Raw genomic sequence first — 26,147 nt, forward strand, 5'->3', positions numbered from 1 at the left:
CACCAAATCTGAATAGCGCTAGCATATCCCGGTGATGACGCCTTCTGAATGCAGAAGGGGAAATATGAGGGATACTATAAAACCATGAACGGGAAGATGAGAACGCGCTGGCAGCGCCGCCCAGGCACGACCGGGGGCAAACTGCCGTGGAATGACTGGCGCAACGCCAGCAGCTGGCGAAAAGCCACCCAGTTTCTCCTGCTGGCTATCAATATTTATATTGGCGTGGCGTTCTGGTATTGGGTCCGCTATTTCGAAACCGCCGGCACCAGCGTTTATATTCCAAGGCCCGGCGGTATTGAGGGATGGCTGCCGATAGCGGGTTTGATGAATTTCCGCTATACGCTAGAGACCGGTTTTCTTCCGCCCATCCATGCCGCCTCTATGCTGCTGTTAGTTGCGTTTATCCTGATTAGCCTGTTGTTAAAAAAAGCTTTCTGTTCATGGTTATGCCCGGTGGGGACGCTTTCCGAACTGCTCGGTAATCTGGGGAGAAAATTATTCGGTCGTAACTTTACGCTGCCGCGCTGGCTGGATATCCCGCTGCTCAGCCTGAAGTATCTGCTGCTGGGGTTTTTCTTGTATATCGCCCTGTCGATGCCCGCCCAGGGGATTCAGTACTTTCTGACGTCAGCCTATGGAATCATCATCGATGTGAAGATGCTCGATTTCTTTCGCCATATTGGCTCCGCCACGCTCATCTCCGTGGTGGTTATCAGCCTCCTGAGCCTGTTTATTCGCAACGCCTGGTGTCGTTATCTGTGTCCTTACGGCGCACTGCTTGGTCTGTTCTCGCTGTTCTCGCCGTTTAAAATCCGCCGCAACGCCGACAGTTGCATTGATTGCGGGAAATGCGCGAAAAATTGCCCATCGAAAATCCCGGTCGACAGACTGATTCAGGTGCGTACTGTGGAATGCACTGGCTGCATGACCTGTGTTGAATCCTGTCCGGTGGCTTCAACATTGAGCTTTTCCCTGCAGACACCGCCGGGTGCAAAAGGCAGCGGTAAAGCGTTATGGCGACAAACGGCACTGTCGGGTATTGCCATGACAATACTGGTGCTGGGGATTCTGTTTGCCACCATTGGTTATGCGGTATATGCCAATGTCTGGGATACGCCGGTGCCGGATCACCTGTATTTCCAGCTGATCCCGAAAGCAAAAATGATCGGCCATTAATTCTTTACCAGTATGTTCAAAACCCCTGCCAATTCTGGCAGGGTTTCCTGCCTGTAACGCCATTTTAAGACTATTGCACTTGTGTCATCGTGCCCCCGTTTATACAACCTTAAATATCACCCGTAATCATTTTTTCTATTATGTTATGGGCGACTGGGACCACAATAATGAACGGGATAACATCATGACTAAAATAAAACTGGCGCTGCTTTTACCTCTGTTTCTGGCGGGTTGTACGGTGAGCGATGGAGAATTAAGAAACGCTTACGCTCAGCGTTATCAGCAGCCCGCCGCTTATGTCGATATCTATAAACAGAAAATAGCAGGCATGGATATTAATGCGCTGGCCCAATATGCCGCAGCGGAAGATAAGAAAAAAATGCGTGGGCAGCCAAGACTGAAAATCGACGAACTCATTACCATTGAAAATGTGCAGGCGAAAGGAAACCGGGTGGTCTACGATTACTCGCTGTCCGAGAGCTGGCTGGCGCTGTCCGCAGATAAACAGCGTGAAAAGCAGACCAATATGAATAAAGACCTGATCTACCGTACCTGCTCGCTGGAAACGGTACGTCTGGCGCAGGCGAAAGGGTTGGAAGAAGAGCATAACTATTACAGCCAGTACCCAGACAAAGTCGCCTTTACCCTGAGAACCAGCGCGCAGATTTGTATGCAAAACGGTTTTACACAATAACCGCAATCCCCCAGCCTGATGGCGCTGCGCTTATCAGGCCTACACTTTGCACGCATCTGTAGGCTTGATAAGACGCCAGCGCCGCCATCCGGCTAAAAAACGATACTCAGAACTTCCATGAAACGCTGCCGACAATGCTACGCTCGGCGCCGAAGTAGCAGTATGAGAGCGAATTACAAGCTGCAACGTAGCGCTTGTCGGTCAGGTTGTTGACGTTCAACTGAGCGCTCAACCCTTTAATACCGATATTCGTTAAGTCGTAGCCAATTGCCATATCCACCAGCGTGTAGGACGGCAGGGTGTGAGTATTCAGGCGATCGCTGGCAATACCGTTGACATAACGTACGCCTGAGCCCAGCGTCAGGCCATCCAGCGGACCGCTTTTCACATCGTAGCTCAGCCAGGTACTGGCCTGGTTACGCGGCGCGTACACTGCACGTTTACCCTGCTCTTCCGGGCTGCTTTTCTTATAGCGAATGTCGGTATAGGTATACGCCGCCTGCAGACGGAAGCTCTCCGTCAGTTGGCTAATGGCCTCCAGCTCTACCCCTTCAGACTCAATTTCCCCAATCGAGCGGTACGGATCGGTCGGCTCTTCTTTGGTGGCGATATTCGTCTGATTGATACGGAATACCGACGCGCTGAACTGACTGTTGAGTCCTTCCGGCTCATATTTCAGCCCGGCTTCCCACTGCTTGCCTTTCATCGGCTCCAGCAGATTGCCGTTCTCATCGGCAAAGCTGGTTGGCGTAAAGGCGGTGGAATAACTCACATACGGCGCAAAGCCGTTATCGAACAAATAGAGCAGCGCAGCACGGGTGCTGAAGTTGTTTTTGTCCAGATCGCTACGGGTATCGTTGATCTTATCAATGTTAGAAACGCTGACCTGATCGTAGCGACCGCCGAGCGTAATACGCCAGCGATCCCATGACATCTGATCCTGCAAATAGTAGCCTGTCTGGCGCAGCTTGTGCTTCTCACGCGCATACATGTTGATGTAATCAGGCTGCGCGCCGTATACCGGGTTAAAGGCGTCAATCGGCGGGAATGCACCGTAGTAACCGGTGGTATTGTTGCTGCGATCCTGATAATCGATCCCCACCAGCACACGGTGGTTGACCTGCCAGGTATCAAAGCTGCCGTCGAGTTGGTTATCCAGCGTAATCGCTGACATTTTTTCATCGGAGCCGGAGTAGCCGCGGTTAAGCTCGGTTTCATTCAGCCAGCCCGCCGCATACACCTGATTCAGCTCAACGTCGGTATGCAGGTAGCGCAGTTTTTGCCGCACCGACCAGCCGTTATCAAACAGGTGCTCAACGTTGTAGCCCACCATGTTTTCACGGCGATCGTATTTGTCGTAATCATCCTCGCCTTCGTAAAAAGTGTTGGAGATCTTTTGCCCGTAATGTGGAACCACGGTGCCGTCATACGGCAGACCGGAGTGGCTTCCGCCTTCCGGGTCACGGTGCAGATAAGCCATCAGATCCAGACGCGTCTGGTCGGTGATGCGCCAGGTCAGGCTTGGCATCAGCGCATAACGTTCTTCTTTCAATGGACCAAACTGCGAGTCTGCGTAACGCGTCATTCCACTCAGTCGTGCCGCCACGCGATCGTTATCATCCAGCGCCCCAGTGACGTCAAACGCCGCGCCGCGCTGGTTATTGTTGCCAGCAAACAGTTTCACTTCTCCGCCAGCATCAAACGACGGCTTACGTGATGTCAGCGCGACAATACCGCCCGGAGAAGAACGGCCATACAGTACGGAAGCCGGGCCGCGTACCACTTCGATATCTTCGAGGAACCACGGATCGACCACCAGCGAGCTGTGTGAGTTGGTGTCCCCCATCATCTTCAGGCCATCGAGATAGACGTTGTCCAGGCTACCATCCGAGAAACCACGCAGCACAATATAGTCAAAGCGGTTGGAGGCACCAATCTGATTGCTGTACACCCCCGGCGTATAGCTTACGGCCTGGCGCACGCTGGTGGCGCCCTGCTCTTCAAACTGTTCACGGGTAATGATCGATACCGACTGAGGCGTTTCAAGATCCGGCGTGGCGAGCTTCGTGGCCCCGCTTTGCATTTGCGAGGTGACAACCACCGTATCGTTTTTTGTTGTTTCCTGCGCCAGCAGAGGAAAAGCCACGCTACCGGTCACCCATCCCACCACTAGCGCCAACCGAGTCTTCGCGAACATGAATATCTCCAAAGGCATGTCTAATTGTAAGTGAGAATTATTACCTTTTTGCTAACGGAGATAGCTATGCAGGATGCCAGGTTGCCTATGCGCAGTGCCAAATTGTCGGGAAGGCACGTGCGAAAAACGTAAAAATGGATTAGCAAAGTTTGAGCACATCGCCAGGCGAAAAGCCGTAACGACGCCGAAAAGCGGTGGAGAAGTTGGTAGCATGTTGATAACCCGACATCCAGGCCGCCTGCTGTACGCTGTATCCTTCCAGTAAATAGCCGCGTGCGCGTTCCAGACGGCAATCACGCAGGTAGTCAAAGACGGAACAGCCATAGGCCGCACGGAACTTGCTGCGCAGGCTGCTGGGGCTCATCGCCGCGCGTTGGGCCAGGGCATTGAGGGTGTAGTCATTCTCGGGACTCTGCTCCAGCAGACGACGAACGACCTCCAGCCGCTGCTGTTCACCGCTTGCCGCAAGCCGCTTGCCACTCTCGACCTGACACACGCTGAGGCCATGGCCGAACAGTTGTAATATCAGCCCTTCCAGCATCAGTTGGCGAGAAACATGGCCGATCGTGCTCCGCTGCGCATACTGCAGGCCGCTGAGTAAAAATCCCGGCACCTGCCAGATAAGCGTCGGCGTTTCGCATCTTTCCCACTCACGCATCAATGATTCGAGCAACCCCGTGCGCCACGCGCCGTCGGGATACAGACCGAGCGATAACGTGCGCAGTTTGCAGTCAGCATGATGGCGGGCACGCATCGTCTGATGCTCGCTCAGGCGTGAGCTAAACGCCATCCCGGAACGCACCACATGCTCCTGCCCGTTGAGCGTCAGGATGACGCAGCCTTCCAGAACCACCAGCATATACAGAGGACTGCTGTGGCGGGAGGTGGTTTCGTAGGGTTGTAGCACCTGCACATCAGAGTGCGTGACACACATCCCGCAGGGGAGCGTCATCTCCTCAACCTCACCCTGCAGAACGGGGCTGCAAGACGACAAATCCGGCTTTTGCGCCAGCAGAGGAAAGCGGTAATCGATCCCGTAACGCTCACCAAAATCCATAAACTCGCTGACGGAGAAGGTGCGGGCTACGCGTCTGGACGTATTCAGGGCGGTGGTGTTGTTCATGCTGTCTTCTGCACAGGAAATGGGATTAACGGTTGATAACTGAAGCAACATTACCATTACCTGTACAACACAACAATAATAATGAGAATTATTATCAATATGACGTACGCGATTTCATATCGCGCTGGAGAACGTCATTCCCGATATTCTTCTCGCGCAGCTCATCAGGCAACATTGACACCTAATGAGCTGCGGTCTGTGAGCCATATGCAGCTCAACCTTTCTCACTGTCATAAACGGGCACGTCAAACGCACCACGATACCCGCCGAGTTTGTACTCTACTTATTATGCTGAATTTCAGGCTGGTTTTCTTCCACCTGGAACACCGCCACAGCCTGGGATAGCATTGCCGACTGCTCTTCCACACTGCCTGTCGTGGCGGCTATCTCCTCAACCAGCGAGGCGTTTTGCTGAGTCACTTGCTCCATTTGCGTTACCGCAACCCGGATCTGTTCGATGCCGCGACTCTGTTCCCCTGAGGCTCCAGAGATATCTTCCATTAAGACATTAATGTTGCGTATTGCCTTCGCAATATCCGCCATCATGGCGCCACTGTTTTCGGCTATCTCTACCCCTTCCTTAACGCTAATTGCCGCTTTGGCAACCAGTTCACTGATTTCTTTCGCCGAGGAGGCGCTGCGCTGGGCAAGCGTTCGGACTTCACTCGCCACAACGGCAAACCCACGCCCGGACTCACCAGCGCGTGCAGCTTCCACCGCCGCGTTTAATGCCAGGATATTGGTTTGAAAAGCAATACTATCAATAACATTGGATATTTCGTTCACGCCTTGCGCATTACGGCTGATCAGGTGAATTTTCTCAACCATATCACTCATTAAACGCTCGCCACGCAATGCCATTTCCGTGCTTTCGCTGGTCATGACGGATGCCTGATGTGACTTATCAGTATTATTTTTTGTTGTGACTGAAATCTGTTCCATACTGGCCGCCGTTTCAACGACTGCCGCAGCCTGCTGTTCCGTTCTGGTTGATAAATCGGAATTACCGGAAGCAATTTCCTGCATACCGATATTAATAGACTCAACGCCATCGCGAATAGTGCTGACAGTCTCCCGTAGGCCTTTTTGCATATTATGCAAATTTAAGCACAGTATGCCGATTTCATTGTTACCCGATACCTTAACAGGATGGCTGAGATCGCCTTTACCAATCCGTGCAAAATGTTCAGAAACGATTTTTAAAGGCTGAATGATGGTCCGGTTCAACCAGAAATTACAGATAAAGAAGATAAGTACCGTAATGACCAGGATCACGGATACTTTCAGGATCGAGGTATTAAACTGAACGTGTGTTTGTGCAACGATCTTCTCACCAATCAGCATTGTTGATTTGTAATAATTCGTCACTTCGTTATCGAAATTTTTGCGAGCCGCGAGCAGTTCCGCATTAGCATTTTCTTGTGCATTAATAATACTGTTGCTGGAAAGCATCTGATTTAATGTATCAATAGACTTTTGCTCAGCATTCATTTGTTGCTCAAAAGCCGTTCTGATGACTTTACCGATTTGCGGATCGTCAGCCGTCAATCCAGGAATACCCCAGAAAATATCGAACTGTTTTCTGGCATACGCCATCTGCTCTTGCATTTGATTCACTGTCTGTCGGGCATCGGTCGCATTATGTTGTTGAATATTATCACGAACGCTTCTGACTTTATAAACAGCCTCAACGACCTTATGCAGGGTATCCTGCTCCTTAATGATGTTATGTAGTAATAACGTATTTTTTTGATTTCCTTTGAGATCAACTAACTCAAATCCATTGGAAAAGAACTGCATGAAGGTAAATAACAACAGTAATAATAACAGGCTGGTTTTAATTCTCATATTCTTTAACATTTAAACATCTCCATAACAATAAAAATCCCCTACGACTTAATTGTTATCGACACATCACGCAATACCTTAACCTGTAAAATGGTTAATTATTAGAAAGTTTCCGTATTCATTCTTAGGTAGTAAATTAATTACTCAGGGGGACATACTGCGATAAACAGCAGCCCTCTAACATTGGCAAAAATAAGGCCAAAACTATTCAACATTAATATTATTTATGGATATAAACGGTAATGTCTTTCTGACTATCGACAGGCACCCGCACCCAGGACAACGAATCGACGGTGATCGGTGCCATTTCATTTTCTAAACGTAACAACGGCGTGCTGGCGTCTGGCACACCTGTACTTTCAGTTATCTCGAGAACGCCCCGAAAAGAAATGGACACACTGTCTGGAATATCAGACAACCTTATCCATTCGTTGGCAATCACTAACTTTCGAGTAAACATTCGCTGTCCTTGGCGCGTGGTTTCTATCCGATAAATTTACAAGTTGATCAATCTATTCTTTGCATTAACAGCACATTGTTCACATCGCCAGTTAAGCATTACTTACCAGAAGAAAATGGAAGTGATAAAACTCATTTGAAACGTGCTTTACAAATTCAGCCGGAAGGTTATGTTTAATGAACGTTAACTTTGCAAACTCAACATCGCCATATACCCGGATACAGAAGGGTTTGACAATCTCACCCTGCACGCCAAAACACGCCTGCAGCCGAGTGTCATCCATAAAAATAAAATTACCTTCTCTTACCTTAATCTTTTCATGCAGATCTCGCCATTTCTCTGGCGTAAGCAGAAAGCTTTCCCAGCCATTATTTCTCAACACCTCAATCGTATGAGTAAACTTAAAATAGTCGTTCTGCATCGATACATCGCCACTCGAAGTCGAGTATAGATATTCTATTTTAAATTTAAGTTGTGCATTGAGGCTTTTTTTCTTGCCTTCATCAATTAGCCATTGAAGTTCATTGATTACGTTCCTTGAGAAGAGCTTTCTTTTTTTAGCGATGGCCAGCCATTGCATAATAAAAAGATGCTCTGACATTTTAGAATGAATCTTACGGTCCCGTATTGCGATACCAATTGCTACCAATGCACTCCAGGTAAACGCTTCCAGGTCATCCTGATAATGGTGTCGTAACGTACTAACTTTTCCTGAATCCCTTACCACTTAAACCTGCCCAAATAAATCATTATCACATGTAAATCTTGCATTATTTCATTTTAAAAAATACTACAACTAAAAACATCAAAATATGATCCAGATTAATTTATCCCTATGTAATAAAATTGCAAACTTAACACATCACTCTTATTAATCATTGATGCCCGGATGGCTCAGCGATAAATAATAAGAATTATACGATAAAGATAAAAACTAATAATACTCACAGGTTATCAATTCCACCTACTGTTAAAAATATGATCATCATAAAACTTCAAAAATTGCTGATTAGAAGAAATATCCTGATAGTTTTGACCAGACACCCCAGACAAACACCCATTTCAACGCTAAACAGCCATTAAACATCCTAATGGAATCGCATTCTATCCTCCGCTGAGCGACAGACAGCCTCACAGCAGCAGGCCAGGCTTTTTATACAGGTATCAGTAATATTAACGCGTTTAAATTTCGCCTAATTCAAAAAGCCAACATCCGGATTCAATGAACCGGAAGTTGGCTTGTCGCTGGTACGGTTAATAGAAAATACCGATGATCAGGGTGTGAGTAACGAACCCCACAATCAGCGGTACGGCGGTACGCTTCACCACATCGAATGGGGTTATTTTCGCTCCGCTGGAAACGGCAATCACGACGCCGGATACCGGTGAAATGGCCCGTCCCATATGCGATGCCTGCTGCATCGGCAGGATCATGGCAACGGCGTTAGCGCCCATACTGGCGGCAATTTGCGGGATGAGCTCAACGAAGGCGAGGAATGGCGCATTCCCCGACCCCATAATGATAGCCGCGGCCAGCGTCACTAGCGCAAATACTACCGCCATGGCAAACGGCGGTAATCCCACGTGTTCGGCCATCAGAATGAGCTGATCGATCGCACCGATGACTTTAATTCCGTGAGCAAAAACCCCTGCCGCAACCAACAGTCCAACCACACCGGTAAACGCAGTGCCCATTCCTTTCAGGAAATGGCTGAAACCTTCGCAGACCGACTTTAAATCACGCACTCGCAGCCATTCAATCAGCATACAGATGGTCATTGAAATGAGGACAATGGTGATAATATTCAGGTTGATACCCCTGACGAACATTTCAGATGACCCTACTGCCATCAGTATCGGAAGCATGGGGAGCAGTGCGTAAAAAGCCGGGGATTTTCCTGAATCAGTCACTTCTGCGCTACCGATTTCCCGCGGTAACGTCCCTGCTTTACGGTCGCAATGCCGCTGCCAGAAAAAATGGCACACACCGACAACCAGAACCGTCGCCAGCGCGGCGGGTCCCTGGTGGTAAACAACATATTCTACTACATCCATATTCACTGCTTTAGAGCCCCTGATAGCATCGATTGCCGTCGGGGTGTAAGCCACGCCAAGCGAAGTAGCAATGACCCCGGCAGCCGAGGCCGCTGAGAGCCCTAACCCCAGCATAATGGGGAACATCGTCCCCATCAGCAACACGGCAAGCCCGGTTGCAGAAGGAATGGCCAACTGCAGGAGGCTGGCGAGCAGGTAGGAGAAAAAGAGGAGCACATAGGGTGAACGCAGCGCCCGTAAGGGTTTCGTTACTACCCGCACGACCGCCTCATTTGCGCCGATATGATCCATGTAATGCGCAAATCCCATTAACGCCATGATCATCAGGCCGAGATCGGCGGCGCGCGTGCTGAAGAGATCGCGCATTACCTCGAAAGGATCGAGAAAGGAAATTCCCGTACTGGCAACCCCCTTCGGTAATACGGAACCCCATCCGGTTAACGCGGTGCAAATCATCAAGACTAAGCCCGCAATGAAGAGCACCGGTTCAGCGCGATAACCTTTCAGAATCAGACGCGCGACCACCACGATAACCAGAAGTGCGATTAACACCTGAATCATGACTGAGCTCTCCGCTGCGCGAACTCAGTATAAGTTTCCTCAATCACCGCCACCACCACATCACTGGCAGCCCGCAGAGAACGCACCGGCAGATACTCATAAATTGAATGGAAGTTATGAGCACCGGTAAAAATATTCGGGCACGGCAATCCTTTCTGCGACAGTACCGCGCCATCATACCCGCCACGCATGGCGACAGGTGCGGGCGTTATGCCGCATTTCTGATACGCGCGGAATGCAATATCAATCGGGTAGTGAGCGTCCCCCTGCAAACTGTTCAACACATTCGCGTAGCGATCGGCTAAATGACAGACCACGCTGTTTTCCCCCCACAGGGCACAGGTGCTGACGGCAAGCTGGCGAATAAACGCCATACGCGCCTTATAACCTTCTTCACTGAAATCGCGGATATCCAGCTTAAGTACCGTGCGGGCACTGTTACCCTGTAGCTGTTTTACCCAGTAATACCCTTCGCGCCCTTCCGTATATTCAGGCGCTTCTCCCCCTGGGAGCATGGCAATAAACTTATGCGCCATCAGCAGCGAATTCTTTAACTTACCTTTGGCCGACATCGGGTGTGCGGACTGGCCGGTAAAGATGATTTCCGCATCGCCCGCATTCCAGTTCTCGTAAACAAACTCACCGATACCGCAGCAATCCAGGGTATAGCCAAAATCAGCACCAAACGCGGCAACATCAAAGGCTTTTGCGCCACGCAAGCCCTGTTCCTCATCCGGGACAAAACCCACTTTTACCGGCCCATGTTTTATTTCTGGGTGTGCGACCAGATACTCAAGAGCATTCATAATCGCGGCGATGGCTGCTTTATCATCAGCGCCCAACAGACTGGTCCCGTCGGTCACCAGCAGGTCATCACCGATATAATTTTTCAGTTCCGGAAATTCACTTTCGCGCAGGTAAATATTCAGCTCTTTGTTCAGGCATAAATCCCCACCGTGATAATGCAGGCGCTGTGCTTTGGTGTCTGCCGTCTGTTCCGCACTGGTATCCAGATGACCAAAAAAAGAGACCACCGGGATCGTGTCATCAGTATTTGCAGGTAAGGTTGCCGTCACTATAGCGGTATCCCTGACCTCAATGTTTTCCATTCCTAATGCTTCAAGTTCTGCTGCAAGCAGTTTTGCCAGTTCCATTTGACCAGGAGAAGAAGGCATTATCCCATTAGCGCCATTTTCCCTTGATGTCGTGGTATTGATTTTCGTGTAGTTAATAAAGCGTTCAACAATATCCATTCCAGGAGATCCTTTAATGTATCATTTATGAGGTACTGCGAGAGGTGTTCTGCATGCAGCGTGGAGTAAATAATCTGAGAACCAAATAAAATCAGCGCTCATCCCAGAACGCTGATTTTATGGGCATTACGACAACGATTTATATAAAGGAAGATAAAAAGGCCAGTGATTATACCTGCGATTAAAAAACTCCTTTCTGATTGATAAAATCATATTCCCTGTCTATTTTTACTGCTATTTCCCATGGTGTTAAGCTAACAGAAGTCATAAACGGCATCCCTATACCTATGAGATAATAGAAATCATTTAGATTCCTGTACTCTGTACTGGCATAAGACATACCATCGCGATATTTTTTTAATGAACGAATACTGTATCAGCAACATGCAACCGTTTGCACCTCTCTACAAATAGCCACTTCGCGCACTAAAATCCGTGAACAAAATCACAATTACCTCAAAAGCAAAAAACTTCTATCGCGCTGAAAAAAAGGCAGTTATAAGGAAAGCTATATAATACCCACATAAACATAGCCAGAATTATACTATTCACTATGAAATAGATTCAGGCTGATACTATTTCAATATTGCCGTAGAGGTCAGTAGAGCTAAATCGTCGTAACCAATAATGTTGAATATCAATAACGACAATATTAAAATTTCTATTTATGACGATAAGCCAAATAATATGCAGGCAAAAAAAACCTCTCCCCCGAGAAGAGATTCAGGGCAGAGGTAATACGGGTGTTAAGGACATACTTATAGTTTTAATGATAACAGAAGCGCTTCTTGCAGGACCGAGTATACACACTTAGCCACGTTAAGAAAATTCTTAAAAACATTAAATTGCAAATTTCATTTAAAACCACAATTATGATAAAGGATCATTTATCAAAGAACAAAATTAACCAGCAAAAAGAGTAAACCATACTAATCAATGAGGTGATAAAAAAGCAATGCTGTATGGCTACCGATAGCGTTTCTGGCGACGCTGAAACATTAAATTAATTTAATGAATAAATGCGATTTACATAACGAGAATTAAAAAGTCATTAAATAAAAGAAATACAATTTTTCGTTACAGATCACACTTCCACTATAAGGAGGTTCCCCTACTGTTTCTTGCAGGTGGTGATGCTGCCAACTTACTGATTTAGTGTATGATGGTGTTTTTGAGGTGCTCCAGTGGCTTCTGTTTCTATCAGCTGTCCCTCCTGTTCAGCTACTGACGGGGTGGTGCGTAACGGCAAAAGCACTGCCGGACATCAGCGCTATCTCTGCTCTCACTGCCGTAAAACATGGCAACTGCAGTTCACTTACACCGCTTCTCAACCCGGTACGCACCAGAAAATCATTGATATGGCCATGAATGGCGTTGGATGCCGGGCAACCGCCCGCATTATGGGCGTTGGCCTCAACACGATTTTCCGCCATTTAAAAAACTCAGGCCGCAGTCGGTAACCTCGCGCATACAGCCGGGCAGTGACGTCATCGTCTGCGCGGAAATGGACGAACAGTGGGGATACGTCGGGGCTAAATCGCGCCAGCGCTGGCTGTTTTACGCGTATGACAGGCTCCGGAAGACGGTTGTTGCGCACGTATTCGGTGAACGCACTATGGCGACGCTGGGGCGTCTTATGAGCCTGCTGTCACCCTTTGACGTGGTGATATGGATGACGGATGGCTGGCCGCTGTATGAATCCCGCCTGAAGGGAAAGCTGCACGTAATCAGCAAGCGATATACGCAGCGAATTGAGCGGCATAACCTGAATCTGAGGCAGCACCTGGCACGGCTGGGACGGAAGTCGCTGTCGTTCTCAAAATCGGTGGAGCTGCATGACAAAGTCATCGGGCATTATCTGAACATAAAACACTATCAATAAGTTGGAGTCATTACCAAACAGCTGATACCTTTACTACGCCCTATTTACGAATAACACCATAGATAGGGCGCAGATCAACACATGCTTGCCTCATCAGTGTGGGCTACCGGACGCCCTGACCACAGATAAAACCGTCATCGAGGCAAATGCTTTGATGGCAACAGCACTTGCATCTCAAATCAAACTGGTAGTGACCTAATTCAGTATGCCACTACAATCCGCCAATATCTGGAACCAGAGGGAACAACCTCAAGATACAAACCAGCACCATCTGCCAGCTTGTAGGCCTTCTCTCTGGGTTTAGCTGCATCTACCTGTCGCGCATTTAGCTTCATTGGGGGCATCTCCTTGGACCGAACACAGAGAGCCCCCACTTATGCCCCCAACTGTGACTTGATTTCGGTTGAGTCCAGTTGATAACAGGAGATAAGATACGGGCTGTAAACCGCAATATACGGGCTTTGAGTTGATTTCGGTAGACCTTGGAAGAATTTGAAATGGTGCGATAATAGGAACCGACAAATAGCATCAATACCATGATTTTATTGATAAAAATAAAATCGAAAAACATTTCTATACACACCGCTATACACATTGACGGGTGCGTTCATTTTTCATACGAACTAAAGAACAGAAAAAAAACTTTTTTTTAGAAAAACTGTTCACACTGTTCACTAAACGTTTTTATTCATAAAATTCATATCGTTATGTAGTGAACGGTTGGTGAACAGTGAACACTTTACTGTTCACTTTAGCCGTTTCGCAGGTAAAAAAAGACCGGCGATTGCCGGTCAGGGTAGGTTATTTCGCTATAGGGTCATCGCATTTCGGTAACCAGTCGGCGTTGCTTTCTTCTCTTAGCGCCAGATTGGTCTGTATGCCCTGATTTTTACGGCGCTTCTCATAACTTAGCCCGTACTCTTTCAGCATGGCTGGCAGCCCCTTACCGAACATGGTGAGGCTCAGGGTATTCTTGTAGCCGTGAGCTTCCATATACGCCAGATAGGCATGATACAGATACAGGCGCGGCTGACGCGGAATGATGTTGGCATTGCCAATATACATACCCTCAGGCTCCGGCAGTGCTTCCAGATAGCCGCAAAAATCAAATGTCGGGTCGGCATCACGCTTGATGCTTAGAGCCTCGTCAGAGTTCTGCTGTAACTGGAGCAGTACGCGCGCGGTCATCGGGTCGCTGAACTTCTGCATTAGCTGTCGAACAATCACGGCCAGCTCACGGGCGATTTTATTCTTAAGCTGCGGGTCGCGTTCCTCCGGGGCAATCTGCTCCGGGAAATGCAGGATCACCCGGCGACGCGAGACACCGCCGCTGCGGTCAGTAAAGCGCATCGGGTTATTGTTCACGGCCAGAATCACCGCCGGAATATGGGTAGAGTACGCATCCTTGTATTTCGGGTCGACCGATACCGCATCCCCACCAGTGATGGCCTTAAGTCCTGCCCCGTCACCGCTCCACTTTTCCTGGTCAGGCAGACGGATGAGCGAGAAGCCAATCAGTGCGGCACGTTCACGCGGTGATTCCAGCGTTTCGATGGTCGCCGACGTGGCGTTATCTTCCCCAGCGAGCATCGTTGCAATTTCGGCCAGAATGCTTTTCCCGCTGCCACCCGGCCCGGTCACTTCGAGAAAGAGCTGCCAGTCGTAGCGGTTCGCCAGCACCATAAACAGCGCAGCCAGAATCACATCGCGTTTTTCCGGTCTGCCACCGGCAGCGCGGTCAAGCCAGCGCCAGAAATCCGGGGCGTGGGTTTCCAGTGTTTCACCCTCGACCGGCGGGGTAAAATCGACATCACAGAGCGTGCGCAGCCAGTGTGATTTATGGTGCGGGTTGAATGTGCCGGTGGCGGTATCGAGTACGCCGTTGCGAAAGCCAATCAGACGACGCGCCGGGGAGTCCTGCTGCGGAATAATCAGTTTCAGGGTCTCCACCACCGAGGCAATTTTCCCCGAAGAAAACGGCGCACGCAGGCGCTGGAATAATCCGGCCACGTCACGGGCAAAATCCGACGGCGGAATGATTTTCCATATACCGGCCTCATAACGGGACAGGAGCTGGCCGTTCGCATCCACGGCCAGCGCTTCGCCGTAATGCTCATGCACCCGCATCGCCTTTTCACTGGTGCTCATGGCGGTAAATTCCGCCTCGCTCATGGTAGAGAAAGGACTGTCAGCCGGTGGCCGGATGGCGTCATAAATCGCTTTCCGCGTCGCCTCTTCACCTTTCTGCATAAACGCATCATTCCAGTCACCAAACACCGGCGGCAGGGCAACAACGCCTTCGCAGGCTTCTGCGGCCGCTGCGGCTTTGGTCTGGCCGTCACCGTTGAGGTCGCGGTCGGCGGCCAGCACAATCTGACACGCCGGGTGCTTTTGTCGGGCAAGGCTCGCCAGAGAAAGGAGGTTCACGGAGGACAGCGCCACCATGACGGTTTCGCCGGTCAGGTGATGCACGGTGAGTGCGGTCGCATAGCCATCCGCTATCCACAGGCGTTTTCCGGCCTGTTTCTGCCCCTCAATGATATGACATGCCCCTTTTACTGCGCCGCCTTTCAGGGTGCGTTTGACACCGTCAGAATTGATAAGCTGTAGGTTAACCAGTGCACCGGTGCCGTCATGCAGCGGCACCACCACATCACCGGCGCGGAACGTCACGCCGCCGGTTTTATGCAGGGCGGTGAGCGTCAGACATTCCAGAACAGGGAAGCCCTTGTGGGTCAGGTAAGCGTTGCCGGTGGCCGGTCGGGTTTTCTCCATCAGTTTCGCGGCCAGCGAGGTCGCCGCTTTACGGTCGGCATCGGTTTCAGTCTCTGCGGCCGCAATCACCTTCGGGGCAACCGGTGACAGATTACCGGTGACAGTATTCACCTTTTGGGCGGCCTCTGAGGCAGAAATGTCGAATACCTTCTCAACCAGTTTAAGCCCGTCACCCGCGCCACACTGGTTACAGAACCACGTGCCGCGCCCCTCTTTATCGTCAAAGCGAAAACGGTCAGAGCCGCCGCATACCGGGCAGGCCTGATGCCGGTTTTTAATGACCTTCACACCCAGCGCCGGGAGAATGTGCGGCCAGTGGCCGCAGGCCTGTTTAACGGTTTCCGTTACGTTCATTTTCATTGTTTTTTTCTCCCTCAGTGCAGTACAGGCGATGTGATGTGACGGGCGCAAAGTTCATCCATCACGGCGAGCCCGAGAAAGGACAGTGACGGCGCGGCTTTCAGTGGTCCGGCTTCCATTAAATCTTCCAGTAATGCACAGGCAATCTGACGGCCTTCCTCCTCGCCGTGCTGGCGCAGATAGAAGCCCTCCAGCTCGGCTGAAATGGCGTTCTCCAGTGCGTCGAGGGTGAGGTGCGGGTAGCGGCGCTGATGTTCACACAGGGTCAGCCACGCACAAGCCACGGCGCGGCGATACAGTGCGGCACGTAATACGGGCGGTAATGGCTGTTTCATACGTTGCCCTCCCCGGTCAGCCAGCGCTGATTGCAGCGCTCGACCACGCCGTCGAGCTGGGCGGTCATGAGATAAATCACGGAGGTGAGCTGTAACTGCTGCACCGGGTCACGACGAACGGTCGCGCAATCCTGTTCCTGCATCAGATCGCCGACGAGCTGGCCGACGTTGCGCATATGCTCAAGGCATTCGAGGTCACGGGCGGTAATAGTGGTATTTCTCATGCGTGCACCTCCGCAACCGGCAGACGGCCAGCGAACGAGAGGACGTAATCACGAACAAGGGAAAGGCGTGCGGCGTGTTCATCACCGGCAACGGTGCGGAGCATACAGATACGGGGCTTACGGTCTGCGCGACGGACGGCGGCAAACACAAAGACAAACTGCGGGTGAGACGGAGTGAGGGTCGTAGCCATAAGGCAACCTCCTTCGAGTAGCAAATTATTGCTATCGCCGGAGTTTCCACGCTCAGTGGCGATAGCCCAGACGGGGGTGGAAATACCGGCCTCGAAGAATACCGGCCAGCCCGAGGGCTGCCCCGCCTGAGCTACCATTGACATGACAGCATGATATGCGATTGCGGACAGGAGACACAAAGTGACGTCTGCACGACGATCCGCACACCACGCCATTATCTGGCGCTCTGTGGCGTTAGTTGCGACACAAAAAAAGACGCATGGCGCGTCTGGTGTCGCCTTCGAGTTGCTCGGGTTTCCACGCCCGGCTGTCGATTTTGCGACAGCGGGAAAACTATACCTGGAAACGGCGAAAAGAAGCAAGCCAGAAAAAGGGGCTGTTTGCTGAACGGTCATCATCATGCGTCTTAGCCCCGGTTGCGTTCTGCAATGCGATCCGCCATCCATGCGGTGATTTCAGACTTCGCCCACGCCACGTTTTTTCCTCCGAGGCTGATTTGTTTCGGGAATGCCTCCCGACTGATGAGGTCATACACAGTCGAACGAGACAGGCCGCATAAATGCATCACTTCGGGCAGACGAATAAAACGCTCATGAACGGCGTCAGAGACCGGCATCAGAGGCGCGGCAGGGGCAGAAGACGGGGAAGAAAAAGCAGTGTGCATCGGGCTACCTCACAAAGTCCATACAGTGCCGGTCGTGTCCGTCCGGCTTCGGGTAGCTCTCTATTTTGTGAATATTTTCCCTCAGGGCAACAAGTCATTTTGCACCGCAAACCACTGCAACAAACCGTTAACAAGTGAGTGGCAAACGTTGGCCCTTCTTTGGCAAATGTTGGCAAACTGGTGGCCCAATCCCAATTACCTTTAATTATAGATATTTTACTTTTAATCGCTAAAAAGTCTAAATGGGCAGAGCATCGTAAAAGCAGAAAGGTGAACAGTAGTGAACAGTCGGTGAATAGTTACCTCTCAACTGTTCACCTCTTAATTTACTGTATTACTTATCTTTTTCTTTGGAGTGAATAGTAGTGAATAGTTATTAGTAAAAAAACAAATGGTGAGTATAGTTTTCCAGAGACCTTTCTCTGGCCAGCCGGGTTTTAAGGTCTGTTTGTGCCATTTTTGCCACAACGGCAATGAATCGTCTTGTTGTGTCTGGCGCGGCAGAATCTCCTCAGATTGAAACGAATAGGAGACCCGACATGACTCAGACCGCTGTTATTCCCGACTACCTTAAACCCGCAATGGATCGTCTTGAGACGGCCAGAGAGGCGCATCTCACCAATGCCCGACGTATGGACGAAACCACGACGGCCATCAGCCAGGTGCAATCGCAAAAAAATGAACTGGAGCAGGAAAACGGCACTGATTCCGGCGCATGGCGTACCGCCTTTCGTGCCGGTGGTGCTGTCATTACCGATGAGCTGAGACAACGCCATATAGAGCGCGTGACACGGCGTGAACTGGCGCAGGAATGTGACAACATGGCTGAAGTGCTTTCTTTCGAGCTGGATAGCCTCCGGGGAGCCTGTGACCGCACGGCCAGAGCATACCGTCAGGCACATCACAGCGCCCTCAGTCAGTATGCAGAGCATGAACTTGATGCAGCCCTGCGTGAAAGCTGCGGTGCGCTCGTCAGGGCAATGAAACTCAGCATACTGGTTAAAGAAAATCCGCTTGCCAACACCATCGGGCATCAGGGCTATGTCGAGCCAGAGCATGCCGTTATGCAGCAGGTGAAAACGTGGCTTGAGCAGGCGGTGAAGGGCTGCAATATCCGTCTGACTGATGAACCCGTGCTGTTTAAAACGGGTCTGTCGGCCTCCACTCTGCCGCATATGGAGCATGACGTTGCGACCACACCCGGCCAGCGCAAGGTCTGGCAGGAAAAAATGCGGGAACGTGAGGCCGACCTGAAAGCACGGGGATTACTGTCATGATGCGCTGCCCTTTCTGCCGCACGGCGGCCCACGTTCGCACCAGCCGCTATATGTCTGACAGCGTCAAAGAAAGTTACCTGCAGTGCCAGAATGTGCACTGCTCGGCGACATTCAAAACGCATGAGTCCATCTTTGAGGTGATCCGTTCCCCGGTCGTCGATGAGAAACCCGCACCGGTGCCGACAGCACCCGCAGCTCCACGTCAGGTGAAAGGCTGTTACAGCTCACCGTTCCGCCATTAATCAGGAGAGACAACCCGTGACCACCCTGACCTTACAGCAAGCCTATGAAGCCTGTCAGACAAACAAAACCGCATGGCTGAACCGTAGAACCGAACTGGCCGCTGCCGAGGAGGAATATCAGGCATTATTGCTGGATGACAACGCATCAGGCTCCCGCAGATTACAGTCGCTGCGCGACCGCATTGACGTAAAAAAATGGGAGGTTAATCAGGCCGCCGGTCGCTACATTTTCTCGCATGAGGAAGTGCAGCGCATCAGTATCCATAACCGGCTGCACGATTTTATGCAGCAGAACGGCGCAGAGCTGGTCGCCACACTGGCACCCGAGCTGATGGGAATTAAGAACCAGCCCACAATGATAAAAAACCGTGCGCTTGACCGTTCAGTAGCATACCTGCGCGAAGCTCTTTCCGTCTGGCTGGCCGCAGGAAATGACATTAATTATTCTGCACAGGATAAAGACATTTTAACGGCCATCGGATACAGGCCTGACGCGCCTTCGCGGGATGATAATCGTGAAAAATTCACCCCTGCACAGAGCATGATTTACACCCGTCGACGCGCCGAACTGGCCGAGCAGTAACCTGTCAAACAATCCCCGTAATTCCCGCCATTTTTCCCGAATTAAGCCATGCATCCAAAGGGTGCATGGTTTTGCATGCGTTTTCCCGTTCATGTACTCCCGACCAGCGCCAGTCCCGGCGCGGCCTGAGGCCGCCTTTGCACCTGCATTAAAAGCGGCACCTTAAGCGGGCAGGCGGGGCGGGGAGAGCATTGCGCGCCAGTATAGTTGACCATTTAAATTTTTTGAGATAGAAAAGCTTATCCGAAGATGCAATTAACTTTAGTCTTATGAATCCAATTTTTTCGAGGGAGGATAATTGGTGCAGGATAACACTTCAATTTCTTTATACATTTCCATCGGTGGCTTTATCATATCTTGCCTAGGGTTTTTAAATACAGTTCGCCAGTCAAGATACAATAGAAAAATAGAACGATTAAGAATTTATGACAAAATTTATTTCGATGTTTGCGACTTACTAATATTCGACTATAAAATAAAGTCGCAGAAAACATACATATCAGAAGATAAAGATTTAGAACAAGCAGTCAATCAATTCAGTCAGTTGCACTGGATTGAGCAAATATATGGCCCGGATAGTTATGAACATATAGAATTCAAGAGTAATTCAGACCAAGCCAGCTTTAGCAAAAAAGTATCAGAGGAATATTACAAATTTCAAAGAGAAAAAAACTCAGCATTATTATGGAATCAATCACCAGTTATGCATACTGATAATGAAGAATTTAACAATCGATTTAAACGTGTTATGACGCATATTAAAGAGAATATATCTCTATTTAGCAAACCAATTAGATTGGAATGGGAAAAAACAAGTTTAAGGGAACCCGAAGAAATAAAGATGGAATATATCGCACTTGAGCGAGTCAACAAATACTCCTGTGAAGAACTGGAAGAAAAAATTGACGACCCCTACCTTAAAATATTCCTGCTGATAAGATATGAACACAGACTGCTAAATAAACAGAGCACAGAAAAGCTATTGGATACTTTGTTCAATTTAAAATGGCATCTTTCAAAGCCATTAAGAAAAATCAAGAGAAAAATATCTTGTAAATTTAAATCATACTCAGAAGATTGATCCAAAGGCCTTAAAAAAGCCCTTGGATTGATCATAATTCATTTCCTATTATTTCTACGTGACTTTTTTTGCGCCTTTTTAATTCGTTTTATTCTTGCTTTATTGTTTTTTCCATCTCTTGAATTTTCTTTTTCAGGGTAGTCTCCTGGAAGAATGGGGAATTGGTAATCATGACCATCAATTCTTTTAACATTATCAGGAACTAAAGCTTGAAATTCATCTCTATCTTTTCGAGCTCTTTCGTAGTCATCCTCTGTCCACTGAGTTGAATCAATAAACACCATGTCTTCCCCTCCATTTCCCCCCATAGGTTCTGTGGCAACTCCAACTATATATTTCATATCTTGGAAAATTAGCTTTGCTGAAGCACAGTATATAGAGAGGATTTCTTTACGATATTTTCTATAATCATCATATGATGTGCAAAGTTCTGGCACCGGAACTACTAGCCAAACATACCCATTATCACTGTTACTAGGTGAGTTCAAAACTCTAACACCTCTATGTCCATGAGGGATAGAAGTGACTTTTTCAATTATTGCACTTGATAGTATACGCCTTGAAAATCTACTTTCGGATGCCATAACTCTTAGACCACGAGTCATGTCATCAAAAGAAAAATCCCCTTCAGACAATATTGTTCCACCAAGCATATGTTTCGCGAAATTTTCTATACAGGCGTCCCAAAAATAAGATTTAGAATTAAGTTCTTTCCCTCGAATAAATTGAGGAAGACTTTTTAGCGATCCATAGGCCCCCTCAACAATCAAAGCTGAAACTCCTTGCTCTATATAAAACCCCGGTTCACGCCCATCTTTAGCATTTATATAGTACCATGCTAAAAGTTCTTCCTCCCCCGCTGCCGAGTTTAGTCCTCCTGAAGCTATGAATTTTTCCTTCTTACTAAGATAATCTATAAAGTCAGCAATGGTATCAAGTTCAGAAAGTATAATATCTAAAGCAACCTCATCAAAAACATGAACATAAGGTTTGTCAGCAATGGGCTGACCGATCATAAACGGAGTATCAAAATGTTGGTTTCCCACTATGCGCGGGCATATAATCAAACTACCAGAACCGCCAGAATGCTCTTGAAATTTTTTTGATGCATTCTTGGCGACAGCAATTCGATGAACGATAATTTCTTCACACTTTGGCACTTTAATTGGAAAAGGGACATTACACTTAGCATCAAGAAATAACCTACCGGGTCTTTCTTTTAATGATGACTCGGCACCATAAAGTTGAACAGCGGATTTAATAACGGCCCTTTTAACCCAACGCCCCCAATCAACTTTTAAATCCCCAGAGTCCTTAAATGAAATATCTTTATCGGAAAATATTATAACATGATTTTCAAATACAACTAGAAGATCACAAAGCTCCTTCCCATCTCCCGATGCTGTCTTTTTTCCTTCATCAGTATAAACATTTGGATAACTCCATAAACTTAGGAAGGTTTTTTCACATAGCTTGGAAAGATATTTTTCAGAGTCATTTCCCCCGATATTTTTACTAATAACTTTTGAAGTTTGCATTTATTTCCCCTGTACGTTATCAGCATACCACTGCATCATAACTCTACGTTTATCTAAATACTGGGCATGGTTATAAGTTCCTCGGATACTGTTTTTATCAACATGAGCTAGTTGCATTTCTATCCAAGTCGATTCAAAGCCATGCTCATGCAAAATAGTAGACATTGAATGTCTGAATCCGTGCCCAGTGGCCTTGCCACCATAGCCAATGCGTTTGATTACTTGATTTACACTTGCCTCACTCATTGGCTTATTCGGATCATTTCGTCCCGGAAAAACATAACGATAGTTCCCTGTCATTATCTTGAGTTCGTTAAGTAAATCTAACGCTTGAGTCGACAATGGCACAAGGTGCGCCCTACGCATTTTCATCCTTTCAGCAGGAATTTCCCAAAGAGCGTTATCTAGATCAAATTCCGACCACGATGCAGCACGTAATTCAATCGTTCTTACACCCGTAATCATCAGTAATTTCGTGGCAATCAGGACAAGCCGACTTCCGGTGTAACAATTCAAAGCACGCAGGAAATCTGGTATCTCATCAGCCTTTAGGAACGGGAAGTGATTTGATTGGTGTACATCGAGGGCGCTTGAAAGATCCGCTGCCGGGTTAAACTCTGCCCTTCCAGTAGCAATGGCATAACGGAAAACTTCTGAGCATCGCTGCCGAACTTTGCGCATTTTTTCTAATGCACCGCGCTTTTCGATTTTACGCAGCACATTTAGCAGTTCTAGCGGTTTAATTTCGCCTACTGGTCTCGTACCCACATAAGGAAAAATGTCGTTCTGAAACGCTTCCATGATGTCTGACGCATAACCTGCCGACCATTTGGCAGACTTCATTTGATGCCACTCTGTCGCTATCTTTTCGAACGCGCTTTCAGACTCGGTTTGCAAAGCAATCTTCTGCTCTTTTCGAACCTCACTCGGATTCTTTCCTTCGGCGACCAGTTTTCGGGCATCGTCACGACGGGAACGGGCATCTGCAAGTGTGATCGTCGGATACACACCCAGCGAGATCATCTTGGGTTTACCGGCAAAGCGATAGCGGAACCGCCAACTCTTGCTTCCATTGGGTTCTATAAGCAATGACAGCCCTTGCCCATCTCCAAGTGTATAGGCTTTAGCTTCAGGCTTAGCGCGGCGAATCTGCATATCGTTTAAAGGCATGTGTATAGGAATCCAAGACCGAACAGGAACATATACACAATCCTATACACATTCCGTATCGGATTCTACTGGATGGTTACGGACGATGAGGGACTAAAAAGCAGTAAAATCGTTCTAAATCAGGGTGTTTATGGATGAATACGGACGTATGGGGAAGTTGAGATGGTGCCGATAATAGGAGTCGAACCTACGACCTTCGCATTACGAATGCGAAGTTTTTATATTTTAACTGCTTGAACAACCATCAGAAATCACAAATTTATCATTTTAAATCATAATATTAAAACAAAAAACCTGTTGATGTAAATTGATGAGTGTTGATGTTTATCCTTTCAATTTACTTACACCAGCCGTTACATTACTGTAAACCGTAATCCCCAACAGGAACCCTAAAAATGGCGCTTTCAAGACAAAAACTAACCTTCGAACGAATTCGAAGATTTACTTTACCTGAAGGGAAAAACCAAGTTTTCCTTTGGGATACGGACGTAACAAGCTTGGCATGTCGAGCAACTCGTGGAGCAAAAGCCTTTGTATTCCAAAGCCTGTATGCGGGAAAAACCCTTCGCATGACCATTGGCAACATTAACGATTGGAGGATTGATGATGCGAGGGCCGAAGCCAGGCGACTGCAAACATTAATCGATACTGGGATAGATCCGCGTATAGCTAAGGCGGAAAAAATTGCTGAAGCGGAATCACAGCAGGCTGAATCTCGTAAAACGAAGGCAACCTTTTCAAGCGCTTGGGAAGATTATCTTGATGAATTGAGAACCGGAATCAGCGCAAAAACTAAACGCCCCTACTCTGCACGCTACATTGCCGATCACGTTAACTTGTCCAGTCGTGGAGGCGAAAGTAAAAAAAGAGGCCGGGGCCCAACCTCACCTGGGCCACTGGCTAGCCTGCTCGACCGACCATTATCAGAACTAACACCAGAGAACATTGCCGAATGGCTAAGTACAGAGAGACAAAATCGGCCTACCGTCACTGCTCATGCCTACCGTCTGTTGCGTGCATTCATCAAATGGGCTAATTACCAGAAAAAATATCAGGGAATAATCGATGGCGATCTTGCACAAGATCATAACGTGAGAAAAATGGTTCCAATATCAGCGAGCAAAGCGGGAGATTGCTTACAAAAAGAACAGCTCAAAAGCTGGTTCAGTGCCGTGCGTAGCCTCAATAATCCCATTGCATCAGCCTATCTCCAAGTGCTTTTGCTCACCGGTGCACGGCGTGAAGAAATTTCCTCACTTCGCTGGTCTGACATAGATTTCAAATGGTCAAGCATGAGAATTAAAGACAAGATCGAAGGCGAGCGAATTATCCCCCTCACTCCCTATGTTTCTGACTTGTTACGCTCACTGATGGAGATCCCCAATCGTGGTACAAACGAGGAGAATTGGGTTTTCAGAAGTAACAGCAAAAGTGGCAAAATTATTGAACCGCGTTCAGCACATAATAGAGCATTAACTCGCGCGGAGTTACCACATATCAGCTTGCACGGATTGCGCCGTAGTTTTGGGACCCTCGCTGAATGGGTCGAAGTACCAACAGGTATTGTTGCGCAGATTATGGGCCATAAGCCTAGCGCTCTTGCTGAAAAGCACTATCGCCGCCGTCCATTAGATTTGCTAAGAAAATGGCATGAAAAAGTTGAATTATGGATCTTAGAAGAAGCAAAAATAAAAAACAACGTTGATAAGCGTTGATTTTATCAAATATCAACAACTTACATAAAATCACATGTGTTGACAGAAATTTTTTTTCAGTTATCTTTTATTACTGCTAACTACATTCACTCACTAAGCAGGAGATTAACTACAGTGACTAACCCAATAACTGTATCAAGAGAAGACCGAAGTGCGGAAATCAGAGCGAGATGGGGTTTACATCCGACTAAAAACAAAAGTTCTAATTTTTGGGAAACAACAATTCAGCGTTTTAATAATAGTAGTACTGACCGAATACTACCTCTTTGGCACCGTGTTTCAAAACTTTTAGTTGCTATTAGGAATGTAGTCAATACTATAACATGCCTTTTTCCACCAAAGGGGAATACTTCCCGCTCACGCCGAAGTTCAACAACGTCATCAAAAAACTCATCATCATCTTCATCGGATGGTAGTAGTAGCGACCCCGATCCCGATAGAGACCCCATATTCACCCCTTTTCATTTCATTCTTTCATCTCTGTTAAAAACAATGATCGTCTTATTTGCCCACATATCAAATGTTGGGGTGATGAAATGAGCGATATCAAACATCAAAAACCCTCTCAGTCACAACTAATTTCTACCCGCGAGTTAGCTAATATTATTGGCTATGAAGTACAAACTATTCGAGCTTGGCTTTGCAAAGACAAACTGCCTAATGGTTTACCGCGACCGAAGAAAATTAAAAACCGACACTATTGGTCACGTAAAGACATTGATAGATACCTATTAACCTT

The 26,147-nt window shown here is 48.1% G+C and carries 21 protein-coding genes and 3 pseudogenes; 9 read left to right on the forward strand and 15 right to left on the reverse strand.

Features of this window, described 5'->3' with window-relative positions:
• Nucleotides 1-84 precede the first annotated feature (84 nt).
• Nucleotides 85-1,179: a 4Fe-4S binding protein gene (locus tag HV334_RS18850; protein WP_047499123.1), complete on the forward strand. Its 1,095-nt coding sequence runs from the start codon at nucleotides 85-87 to the stop codon at nucleotides 1,177-1,179.
• Nucleotides 1,180-1,363: 184 nt separating this feature from the next.
• Nucleotides 1,364-1,873 (forward strand): hypothetical protein, encoded by a 510-nt coding sequence (locus tag HV334_RS18855; protein WP_249415029.1) that lies wholly within the window; start codon nucleotides 1,364-1,366, stop codon nucleotides 1,871-1,873.
• A gap of 106 nt (nucleotides 1,874-1,979) precedes the next feature.
• Here HV334_RS18855 and foxA read toward each other — a convergent pair whose 3' ends face one another.
• From foxA to pepT, 7 genes are all read right to left on the reverse strand, one after another.
• Nucleotides 1,980-4,088, reverse strand: a complete 2,109-nt coding sequence (gene foxA, locus HV334_RS18860; RefSeq protein ID WP_103847871.1) for a ferrioxamine B receptor FoxA — start codon at nucleotides 4,086-4,088, stop codon at nucleotides 1,980-1,982.
• Between the two features lie 121 nt (nucleotides 4,089-4,209).
• Nucleotides 4,210-5,193 carry a helix-turn-helix transcriptional regulator gene (locus HV334_RS18865; protein WP_032931274.1) on the reverse strand — a complete coding sequence of 328 codons (984 nt, stop codon included), beginning with the start codon at nucleotides 5,191-5,193 and terminating at the stop codon, nucleotides 4,210-4,212.
• Nucleotides 5,194-5,472: 279 nt separating this feature from the next.
• Nucleotides 5,473-7,053, reverse strand: a complete 1,581-nt coding sequence (locus tag HV334_RS18870) for a methyl-accepting chemotaxis protein (protein WP_181220783.1) — start codon at nucleotides 7,051-7,053, stop codon at nucleotides 5,473-5,475.
• Between the two features lie 208 nt (nucleotides 7,054-7,261).
• Nucleotides 7,262-7,501 (reverse strand): hypothetical protein, encoded by a 240-nt coding sequence (locus HV334_RS18875; RefSeq protein WP_016151936.1) that lies wholly within the window; start codon nucleotides 7,499-7,501, stop codon nucleotides 7,262-7,264.
• A gap of 91 nt (nucleotides 7,502-7,592) precedes the next feature.
• Nucleotides 7,593-8,228 (reverse strand): DUF2913 family protein, encoded by a 636-nt coding sequence (locus HV334_RS18880; protein ID WP_016151935.1) that lies wholly within the window; start codon nucleotides 8,226-8,228, stop codon nucleotides 7,593-7,595.
• A 527-nt stretch (nucleotides 8,229-8,755) separates the two neighbouring features.
• Nucleotides 8,756-10,117, reverse strand: a complete 1,362-nt coding sequence (gene dcuC, locus HV334_RS18885; RefSeq protein ID WP_016151934.1) for a C4-dicarboxylate transporter DcuC — start codon at nucleotides 10,115-10,117, stop codon at nucleotides 8,756-8,758.
• Nucleotides 10,114-11,370 (reverse strand): peptidase T, encoded by a 1,257-nt coding sequence (pepT, locus tag HV334_RS18890; protein ID WP_016155790.1) that lies wholly within the window; start codon nucleotides 11,368-11,370, stop codon nucleotides 10,114-10,116. Before pepT ends, dcuC begins: the two co-directional genes overlap by 4 nt.
• A gap of 1,184 nt (nucleotides 11,371-12,554) precedes the next feature.
• On the opposite strand from pepT, the gene HV334_RS18895 reads away from it, so the two are divergent.
• Together HV334_RS18895 and HV334_RS25345 are read left to right on the forward strand one after the other, a co-directional pair.
• A protein-coding gene (locus tag HV334_RS18895; RefSeq protein ID WP_095033700.1) for an IS1-like element IS1B family transposase occupies nucleotides 12,555-13,252 on the forward strand; the annotation gives its coding sequence in 2 pieces (ribosomal slippage) (nucleotides 12,555-12,804 and nucleotides 12,804-13,252; 699 coding nt in all).
• A gap of 115 nt (nucleotides 13,253-13,367) precedes the next feature.
• Nucleotides 13,368-13,439: pseudogene (locus HV334_RS25345) on the forward strand (transposase); the annotation flags it as partial.
• Between the two features lie 28 nt (nucleotides 13,440-13,467).
• On the opposite strand, the pseudogene HV334_RS25350 reads toward HV334_RS25345, so the two are convergent.
• From HV334_RS25350 to HV334_RS18920, 6 genes and pseudogenes are all read right to left on the reverse strand, one after another.
• A pseudogene (locus HV334_RS25350) lies at nucleotides 13,468-13,587 on the reverse strand (Arm DNA-binding domain-containing protein); the annotation flags it as partial.
• A 466-nt stretch (nucleotides 13,588-14,053) separates the two neighbouring features.
• The gene (locus tag HV334_RS18900; RefSeq protein ID WP_181220784.1) at nucleotides 14,054-16,387 is read right to left on the reverse strand and encodes a primase-helicase zinc-binding domain-containing protein; all 2,334 of its coding nucleotides are present in this window, start codon (nucleotides 16,385-16,387) and stop codon (nucleotides 14,054-14,056) included.
• A gap of 14 nt (nucleotides 16,388-16,401) precedes the next feature.
• Nucleotides 16,402-16,722 carry a DUF5375 domain-containing protein gene (locus tag HV334_RS18905; protein WP_063941034.1) on the reverse strand — a complete coding sequence of 107 codons (321 nt, stop codon included), beginning with the start codon at nucleotides 16,720-16,722 and terminating at the stop codon, nucleotides 16,402-16,404.
• Nucleotides 16,719-16,946: a hypothetical protein gene (locus HV334_RS18910; protein WP_063941033.1), complete on the reverse strand. Its 228-nt coding sequence runs from the start codon at nucleotides 16,944-16,946 to the stop codon at nucleotides 16,719-16,721. Before HV334_RS18910 ends, HV334_RS18905 begins: the two co-directional genes overlap by 4 nt.
• The gene (locus HV334_RS18915) at nucleotides 16,943-17,539 is read right to left on the reverse strand and encodes a host cell division inhibitor Icd-like protein (protein WP_181220785.1); all 597 of its coding nucleotides are present in this window, start codon (nucleotides 17,537-17,539) and stop codon (nucleotides 16,943-16,945) included. Before HV334_RS18915 ends, HV334_RS18910 begins: the two co-directional genes overlap by 4 nt.
• A gap of 5 nt (nucleotides 17,540-17,544) precedes the next feature.
• Complete coding sequence (locus tag HV334_RS18920; RefSeq protein WP_000556586.1) at nucleotides 17,545-17,802, reverse strand: AlpA family transcriptional regulator; 258 nt, start codon at nucleotides 17,800-17,802, stop codon at nucleotides 17,545-17,547.
• A gap of 539 nt (nucleotides 17,803-18,341) precedes the next feature.
• On the opposite strand from HV334_RS18920, the gene HV334_RS18925 reads away from it, so the two are divergent.
• The 4 genes from HV334_RS18925 (at nucleotide 18,342) to HV334_RS18940 (ending at nucleotide 20,985) form a co-directional block, all read left to right on the forward strand.
• Entirely contained in the window at nucleotides 18,342-19,079 is a 738-nt protein-coding gene (locus tag HV334_RS18925) for a hypothetical protein (RefSeq protein WP_063941031.1), read from the forward strand.
• On the forward strand, nucleotides 19,076-19,321 hold the full coding sequence (locus tag HV334_RS18930; protein WP_000984204.1) for an ogr/Delta-like zinc finger family protein: 246 nt from the start codon (nucleotides 19,076-19,078) through the stop codon (nucleotides 19,319-19,321). Before HV334_RS18925 ends, HV334_RS18930 begins: the two co-directional genes overlap by 4 nt.
• Before the next feature lie 16 nt (nucleotides 19,322-19,337).
• A complete protein-coding gene (locus HV334_RS18935) occupies nucleotides 19,338-19,904 on the forward strand; it encodes a phage polarity suppression protein (RefSeq protein ID WP_063941030.1) in 567 nt (188 codons plus the stop codon).
• A 301-nt stretch (nucleotides 19,905-20,205) separates the two neighbouring features.
• Nucleotides 20,206-20,985: a hypothetical protein gene (locus tag HV334_RS18940; RefSeq protein ID WP_181220786.1), complete on the forward strand. Its 780-nt coding sequence runs from the start codon at nucleotides 20,206-20,208 to the stop codon at nucleotides 20,983-20,985.
• A gap of 38 nt (nucleotides 20,986-21,023) precedes the next feature.
• Here the strand turns inward: HV334_RS18940 and HV334_RS18945 are convergent, their stop codons facing one another.
• Entirely contained in the window at nucleotides 21,024-22,523 is a 1,500-nt protein-coding gene (locus HV334_RS18945) for a hypothetical protein (RefSeq protein WP_181220787.1), read from the reverse strand.
• A complete protein-coding gene (locus tag HV334_RS18950; RefSeq protein ID WP_181220788.1) occupies nucleotides 22,524-23,693 on the reverse strand; it encodes an integrase arm-type DNA-binding domain-containing protein in 1,170 nt (389 codons plus the stop codon).
• 320 nt (nucleotides 23,694-24,013) lie between these two features.
• Here HV334_RS18950 and HV334_RS18955 point away from each other — a divergent pair.
• Nucleotides 24,014-25,408: pseudogene (locus tag HV334_RS18955) on the forward strand (integrase family protein).
• Nucleotides 25,409-26,147 lie beyond the last annotated feature (739 nt).

The sequence above is a fragment of the Citrobacter sp. RHBSTW-00944 genome, assembly GCF_013615435.1.
GTDB lineage: Bacteria > Pseudomonadota > Gammaproteobacteria > Enterobacterales > Enterobacteriaceae > Citrobacter > Citrobacter braakii.